This window comes from Streptomyces sp. NPDC059989, from assembly GCF_042736975.1.
Classification (GTDB): Bacteria; Actinomycetota; Actinomycetes; order Streptomycetales; family Streptomycetaceae; genus Streptomyces.
Map to the genome: position 1 here is coordinate 24,306 of NZ_JBHWUO010000035.1, position 7,393 is coordinate 31,698.

Here is a 7,393-nt window from a genome sequence, read left to right on the forward strand (position 1 = left end):
CACCGACCAGCACAGTCAGTGGCGCTATCCGTGCTCTATAAGCGACGGGCTCGGGGGAGGGTGTGTCCGGTTTCCTGGGGGTTGTTCCGTCCGTCGGGGTCGGTCGGGGTCGGTTGGGCGCACGAGAACGGCGGCCCCGGGGGGATGTCCCCCGGGGCCGCCGTCCGGCGTGTCCCTCGCCCCTCGCGGGCGTTCGTCCCGTCCTATGCCGTCTTCCTCCGCATCGTCTGCCAGGTGACGGTGACCCCGGCCGCGATCGCCGCCAGCAGGGTGCCGATGACCGCCCAGGTGATGGCTCCGGTGTTCAGGTGCAGGCTCACGTCGGAGGAGGTGGCCTGGGAGAGGCCGGAGGCCATGCCCGCCAGCGGGGGCAGCGTCACCAGGATGCCGAGGGCGGCGCCGACGATGACGACCATCGCGGTCTCTCCGACGGAGAGGAGGAGCAGCTGGCGGACGGTGCCGCCGGCGGACTTCATGACCGCGAAGTCCCGGCGCCGGCCGTGGGCGGCCATGGCCATGCTGTTGGCGACGGCGATCACGCTGTAGCCGACGGCGATGACGATGAGCATGTTGGCGAGGCTGTCGGTGAGCTTGGAGTCGGTGTTGTAGTCGGCCAGGGCGTACGCCGCGGCGTCGTGCAGGGCGGTGCCGGGGACGGCGTCGGACGCCTTGGCCTCGGCCGGTACGAAGATGTCGTCGGTGAGGGCGGACGGGTCGTGGGCGCGGACCAGGTCGCGGGGGACCACGAAGTCGCCGCGGGCCGGGTCGTCGGGCAGGACCTCGCCGACCCGCAGGGTGACGGTGGCGCCGTCGGCGAACCGGACCGGGACGCTCTGGCCCTGCTTCAGGCCCAGCTCCTTGGCGGTCCGCTCGCCGAGCACGGCCTCGCCCGGCTTGCTCCAGCGCTGGTCGCGGGTGCCCAGGACGTCCAGGACGGTCTGCTTGTCGGCGGCCGCGGAGACGAAGGCGCGGGTCGGCAGGGAGGCCTTGCCCACCGGGTTGGCGGCGACGACCTCGTCGGTGTTGCCGGGGGTGCCGGCCGGGGTGACGATCGTCTGGCCGGCGACCTTGAGGGCCTCGCCCGCCGGGTAGGCCACCCGCATCGTCTCCACGATGCCGCTGAGCAGGACCGCGAAGCCGACGGCGGCGATCACGGGGGCCACCAGGGAGGCGGCGCGGCGGGAGTTGGCGACCATCTCGGCCCGGATCAGGACCGGACCGGCCGAACCGTTCCGCTGGAAGGGCGCGGTCAGGGCGCGGCCGATGTGGCCCACGAAGACGGGGGTCAGCAGGGCCGCCGCGACGATGAGCGTCATGGTGGCGAAGATCGCCATGTTGATGCGGTTGTCGGCGCCGGTGGTGGCGGTGCCGATGGCGAGGACGACTCCGGTGCCGAGGACGGCCAGGCCGGCGATCCAACGACCGCGGCCCATGCCCTGGTTGGCGGACCGGCTGTCGAGCAGGGCCTCGATCGGGGCCACCTGTGCGGCCTTGCGGCCGGCGGCCCAGGCGCCGATGACGCTGACGCCGATGCCGATCGCGGAGGCGGCGAGCAGCGGCCAGGCGGAGACGGTGATCTCCAGGTTCGGCGGCGTCACGTCCAGGCCCTTGAGGATGCCCCGCAGCAGCGGGGTGGCGGCGATGCCGGCCAGGCAGCCGGCGATCGAGCCGAGCACACCGACCACGGCGGCCTCGCCGAGGATCATGCGGCGGACCTGGTCGGGGCCGGCGCCGATGGTGCGCAGCAGGCCGATCTCCCGGCGGCGCATGCCGGTCGCCAGGACCAGCATGGAGGCGACGACGAAGACCGTGGTGAACAGGCCGAGGATCGCCATGGCACTGATGAGCTGGACGCCGAGGAACCGCTTGTGCTCGATGTACTCGGGCTGGAGTGCGGAGCGGCCGTCACCGGAGACCACGGTGCCCTTGCCGCCCAGCGCCTTCTTGGCACCGGAGGCGATCGCGCCGGCGGAGGCGCCCTTGTCGGCGATCAGGGCGATGGCGCGGACGCCGGGCTGCTGCTTGGCGGCGAACGCCTCGCTGAAGTAGTAGCCGGGGCCGTCCACGGTGCCGACGACGGTGAACCGCTCGCGGCCCGCGGTGATGTTGACGGTGAGTTCGCTGTCGACGGCAGCGCCCAGGGCGCGGTCGACCACGACCTCGCGGTCGCCGCTCGGGGCCTTGCCGGAGACCAGCTTGTACGGCGCCATCCGGGTGCTGTCCCAGCCGTGGCCGGATTCCAGGGCGCCCTCGTCGGTCACGGGCTTGTCGCCGACGATGGCCTGGGCGTAGAAGGAGCGGTCCACCACGACGCCGGCCACTCCGGGGACCGCGTCGAGTCCGGCCAGCAGGGGCTCGGCCTCGGCCTTGCTCCACGGGATCCGGTCCTCGGGGCTGCCGTCCGCGTCGAGGGCCTGCTCGGGCAGGGCCAGGGCGGCGGTGCCGGCGTACCGGGGCTGGACGGTGGGGCGGGAGGAGTCGTAGATGACCAGGGTGGTGGTGATGAGGGCCACGCCCACCAGGACGGCGATGAAGGCCCCGAGGAATCCGGACCAGCGTTCGCGTACGTTCGCGAGGATCAGCATCACGCCTCCAGCCCGGCCATGTGGGCGGCGATCGCGGCGGCGTTGCCGCCGTTGGCGTCCCGGCTGAGCGGGACGCGGTCGGCGATCCGGCCGTCCTTGAGGAAGACGACGACGTCGGCCATGGCGGCCGCCACCGGGTCGTGGGTCACCATCAGGGTGGTCTGGCCCTCCTGGTCGACCAGCATCCGCATCATCTGCAGCACCTCTTTGGAGGTGACGGTGTCCAGGGCGCCGGTGGGCTCGTCGGCGAAGAGCACGTCGGGCCGGGTGACCAGGGCGCGGGCGAGGGCGACGCGCTGCTGCTGGCCGCCGGAGAGCTCGCTGGGGCGGTGGCCGGCGCGCTCGGCGAGACCGACCGCGGCGAGCGCCTTGGCGACCTGCTCGCGGTCGACGCGGCGGCCGGCGAACCGGGACGGCAGTTCCACGTTCTGGGCCGCCGTCAGCGACTCGACGAGGTTGAAGGCCTGGAAGACGAATCCGATGTGGTCGCGGCGGAGCTTGGTGCGCTCCTTCTCGTTCATCTGGCCGATGTCGGATCCGGCGAGGACGATCCGCCCGTCGGTCGGCTGCTCCAGTCCCGCCGCGCACTGCAGCAGGGTGGACTTCCCGGAGCCGGAAGGGCCCATGATGGCGGTGAAGGTGCCGCGCGGGAAGCCGATGGAGACGCCGTCCAGCGCGGTCACGGAGCGGTCGCCGGCGCCGTGGACCTTGCGCACTCCGTGGAGTTCGACCGCGTCCTGTACGGGGGTTTGCCTCGTTGTCGTCATGGGTCGATTTCACTGCAGGAGGGGTGGGCGGGGCACTGATCCACCCTCTACTCCTGAGGTAGAGACAGCTCTACCCCACCGGCTCGAAGGGCCGGGTTACGGTGATCCCATGCGTCCTACAACGGCCTGGCAGGCCATGGCTCAGCGCCCCTTGAGCTTCCTGACCTCGAGCTGGCCCTGGCGGTCCCTGGCCTATCTGTCGGGGGGCGTCCTGGTCGGCGCGGCGGCCGTCATGGTCTTCGCGGTCGGTCTGGCGGCGGGGCTCGCGCTGTTGGTGGTGTTGATCGGCATCGCGCCCCTGGTGGGGATGGTGCTGGCCTCCACCGTGGTGGCCTCGGTGGAACGCCGGCGGTTGCGGCTGGTGGACCTCGACCACCTGCCCGATCCGCACCGCCGCCCGGAGGAGCCCGGGGTCAAGGCCTGGCTGGCCACGCGCCTCAAGGAGCAGGTGACCTGGCGGGAGCTGATGTTCACGCTGGTCTCGGCGGCCGCGCTGTGGTGGCTGGACCTGCTGGTGCTGGGCTTCTCCTTCGGGGTGCCCGCCATGACCATCGCCTCGGTGGACGGCGACACCTGGCCCTGGACGGTCTTCGGCGGGATCGTGCTGCTCGCCTCGCCCTACACGGTGACCTCGTGGGCGGGGGCGCGGGCCGCCATGGCCCGCACCTTCCTCGCCCCGCGCGACCGGGAGCTCGGGGAGGAGCTGCGCGAGGTGCGCGCCTCTCAGTCCCGCCTGCTGGACTCCTTCGACGCCGAGCGGGTGCGGATCGAACGCGATCTGCACGACGGGGCGCAGCAGCGGCTGGTCTCCCTGGGGATGACCCTGGCGATGCTGCGGCTGGACACCCCGGAGGGGTCGCCCCAGGCCGAGCTGCTCACCCAGGCGGAGGGCCAGCTGTCCACCGCCCACCAGGAGTTGCGGGCCCTGATCCGGGGGCTCAATCCGCCGGTGCTGGCCGATCACGGGCTGGTCGCGGCGATCGAGGACTACGCGGGCCGGTTCCCGATCCCGGTCACGGTGGACCTGCGGCTGCCCGAACGGCTGCCCAGGAAGCTGGAGACGACGATGTACTACCTGATCAACGAGGCCATGACGAACATCGCCAAACACAGTGGGGCCACGACCGCGAAGGTGCACGGACGGTACCATTCCGATCTATTGATCCTCGACATCACGGACGACGGCCGCGGCGGTGTCGATCCGGAGGCGGGCAGCGGGGTGACCGGTCTCGCCGACCGGGTCACGGCGCTCGACGGCCGGATGCGGGTTTCGAGCCCGGTCGGTGGTCCCACCCTGCTGCATGTGGAGGTTCCGTGTCGCTTCGCCTGATCGTGGCGGAAGACGCCGTCCTGTTGCGCGAGGGCCTGGTCGGGCTGTTGCAGCGGTTCGGCCACGAGGTGGTGGCGGCGGTCGGCGACGCCGACGCCCTGGTCGGGGCCGTGCGCGCCGACCGGCCCGACCTGATCGTCACCGACGTGCGGATGCCGCCGACGATGGGCGACGACGGTCTGCGGGCGGCGGTGGGGCTGCGCGAGGAGTTCCCCGGGCTGCCCGTGCTCGTCCTCAGCCAGTACGTGGAACGCTCCTACGCGCTGGGCCTGTTGGACTCGGGCGGCGGGGCCGGGGTGGGCTACCTGCTCAAGGAGCGGGTGAGCGCGGTGGCCGATTTCACGGCGGCGATCGAACGGGTCGCGGCCGGCGGGACGGTGGTGGACCCGGAGGTGATCCACCAGCTCGTACGGCTGCGCCAGGACCCCCTGGAGCGGCTCAGCCCCCGGGAGCGCGAGGTGCTCGGCCTGCTCGCGGAGGGCCGGTCCAACGCCCGTCTCGCCGCGGACCTGTTCATCAGCGAGGCGGCCGTGAACAAGCACATCGGCAACATCTTCGCCAAGCTGGACCTGCCGGTGGACACCGAGGGCCACCGCAGGGTGCTGGCGGTCCTCGCCTTCCTGCGGGCATGACGGGGCCCCCGTCCTCCCCGGTGGCCCGGGGAGAACGGGGGCGCGGTCCGCGCGGTCAGTCGGACATGGCCACCAGGATGCGGCGGGAGCCCTCGAAGGGGCGCCGGCCGTGGCCGGTCAGCACGTTGTCGATCAGCAGCACGTCGCCGACGCGCCAGTCGACGTCCACGGCGAGCTCCAGGCCCCGGTCGCGGATCTGGGTGACGTACCCGTCCGGGATGAGGCTGCCGTCGGCGAAGGTGACGTACTGCGGGAACTCCTCCGGCGGGAGGATGTCGTACAGCTCCTTGGCGGTCTCGTCGCCGAGGCCGGCCGGGTGCCACTGGTCGGCCTGGTTGAACCAGACCTCGGCGCCCGTCACCGGGTGCGTGGTGGTCGACCGGCGGTGCTGGACCACGCGGATGCCGTCCGGGCCCCACTCCCACTCGGCCTCCGAGGCTTCCAGGAAGCGCTCCACCTCGGCCCGGTCGTCGGTCTCGAAGGTGTCCTGCCAGCTCTTGCCGAGGCCGTAGCCGTCGTGCAGGTTCTGCACGTAGCGGATCCCGCCGGCGAACGCCTCGCGGACCTCGGCGTCCAGGGACTCCAGCCACAGCGCGCCGTCCACGACCGGGGTGGCGCCCCCGGACTCGGCGGCCACCTCGCAGTAGAAGGCGAGCCGGGCCGGCCAGCGGCGGGCGTAGTTCAGCTCGTTGTGCATCGAGATGGTGAAGCGCTGCGGGTACTCGGTGGAGGTGTAGAGGTTGCCCTTGACCCGGGTGCGCGGGGAGTTCCCGTGCACGTAGGGCAGCCGGTTGGGCAGCAGCCGGTCGAGGACGGGCTCGACGGACTCGGGGGTGACTCCGAAACCGCGGAAGACGAGCGCCTTGTGCTCGGTCAGCAGGTCGGTGAGACCCTCGGCGGCGAGCTCGGTGAGGTGCTCGGCCAGGCCGCGGCCCTCGGCCTCGGCTCCGGTGATCTCGCGCGGGGACCAGGTCCGGTCCGCCCGCAGGGTGGTGCTCATGACGTCTCCTGTCTCATCGGGAGATGATCTCGTTCAGCTTTCCGAGCTTCTCGATGCCGTCGAGGACGGCCCGGGACTCCACTCCGAAGTCCACGAGGCAGCCGATCTCGTCGACGCCCAGAGCCCTGATGTGCGGCAGCAGTTCGGCGGCGCGCTCGACGCTGCCGAAGAGGCCTCCGGTCTCGAAGTAGCGGTCGAAGGCGCGTGCCGCGAGGTAGTCCATGTCCTCGGCGTTCAGCTCGGACAGGTCGATGTCCTTGCCGGTGAACGACTTGGCGGTGAGGTTGGCGGAGCTCTTCAGGTAGTGGGTGAAGGGCCCGCGCACCTGCTCGCGCACCCGGTCGAGGTCGTCGCCGAGCAGGGTGTGCAGCATCAGGACGACGTGGCCGCCCCAGCCCTCGTGTTCCTCGGCGGCGACCCGCCGGTACTCGGCGATCTTGCCGGCCACCTCCTCAAGGGACTGGCCCAGCAGGTGGGTGAGGATGCCGGCGCGCATCCGGGCGGCGGCCCGGAAGGTGTCCACACCGCCGGCCGAGGTCAGCCAGATCGGCAGCTCGGGCTGGACGGCGGGCGGGTAGGCCCGGATCTCCACGGGGCGGCCGAGACCGTCGGTGGTGGCGAGGGCCTCGCCGCGCCACAGCCGGCGGACCTCCTCGGCGGTCTCGCGGACCAGGGTGCGCCGGTCGGCGTGGTTCTCGGGCCGCAGGGCGAAGTCGACGGTGTTCCAGCCGGACGCGAAGGCGACGCCGGCCCGGCCGCCCGACAGGTTGTCCACCACCGACCACTCCTCGGCGATCCGGGCCGGGTGGTGGAGCGGGGCGACGACGCTGCCGGCGCGGATGCCCACCCGCTGGGTGGACATGGCCAGGGCGGCGCCGAGCACGGCCGGGTTCGGGTAGGCCCCGCCGAAGGGGTCGAAGTGCCGCTCCGGCGTCCACACGGCGGCGAGCCCCGCCCGGTCGGCGAGCTTCGCCCCCTCGATCAGCAGTTCGTACCGGCCGGCTTGACCCGGCGCGGTGGAGTCGTGCGCGAAGTAGAAAAGGCTCAGGTCCATGGACGGTCCTTCGGTGGTCCGGGTG

General features: G+C 72.3%; 6 protein-coding genes. 2 read left to right on the top strand and 4 right to left on the bottom strand.

The window, feature by feature from the left end; translation table 11 throughout:
• Positions 1-203 precede the first annotated feature (203 nt).
• Positions 204-2,585 (bottom strand): ABC transporter permease, encoded by a 2,382-nt coding sequence (locus ACFWBN_RS27395; protein WP_385180230.1) that lies wholly within the window; start codon positions 2,583-2,585, stop codon positions 204-206.
• On the bottom strand, positions 2,585-3,352 hold the full coding sequence (locus tag ACFWBN_RS27400; RefSeq protein WP_385180232.1) for an ABC transporter ATP-binding protein: 768 nt from the start codon (positions 3,350-3,352) through the stop codon (positions 2,585-2,587). The genes ACFWBN_RS27395 and ACFWBN_RS27400 overlap by 1 nt, the downstream gene beginning before the upstream one ends.
• A gap of 109 nt (positions 3,353-3,461) precedes the next feature.
• Between ACFWBN_RS27400 and ACFWBN_RS27405 the strand changes: the two genes are divergently transcribed.
• Together ACFWBN_RS27405 and ACFWBN_RS27410 are read left to right on the top strand one after the other, a co-directional pair.
• Positions 3,462-4,682 (top strand): sensor histidine kinase, encoded by a 1,221-nt coding sequence (locus tag ACFWBN_RS27405; protein ID WP_385180235.1) that lies wholly within the window; start codon positions 3,462-3,464, stop codon positions 4,680-4,682.
• Positions 4,667-5,314, top strand: a complete 648-nt coding sequence (locus tag ACFWBN_RS27410) for a LuxR C-terminal-related transcriptional regulator (protein WP_385180238.1) — start codon at positions 4,667-4,669, stop codon at positions 5,312-5,314. Before ACFWBN_RS27405 ends, ACFWBN_RS27410 begins: the two co-directional genes overlap by 16 nt.
• 55 nt (positions 5,315-5,369) lie before the next feature.
• Here ACFWBN_RS27410 and ACFWBN_RS27415 read toward each other — a convergent pair whose 3' ends face one another.
• Both ACFWBN_RS27415 and ACFWBN_RS27420 read right to left on the bottom strand, forming a co-directional pair.
• The gene (locus ACFWBN_RS27415) at positions 5,370-6,314 is read right to left on the bottom strand and encodes a TauD/TfdA family dioxygenase (RefSeq protein WP_385180241.1); all 945 of its coding nucleotides are present in this window, start codon (positions 6,312-6,314) and stop codon (positions 5,370-5,372) included.
• A gap of 13 nt (positions 6,315-6,327) precedes the next feature.
• Entirely contained in the window at positions 6,328-7,368 is a 1,041-nt protein-coding gene (locus ACFWBN_RS27420) for a MupA/Atu3671 family FMN-dependent luciferase-like monooxygenase (protein ID WP_385180243.1), read from the bottom strand.
• Between the last annotated feature and the right edge of the window lie 25 nt (positions 7,369-7,393).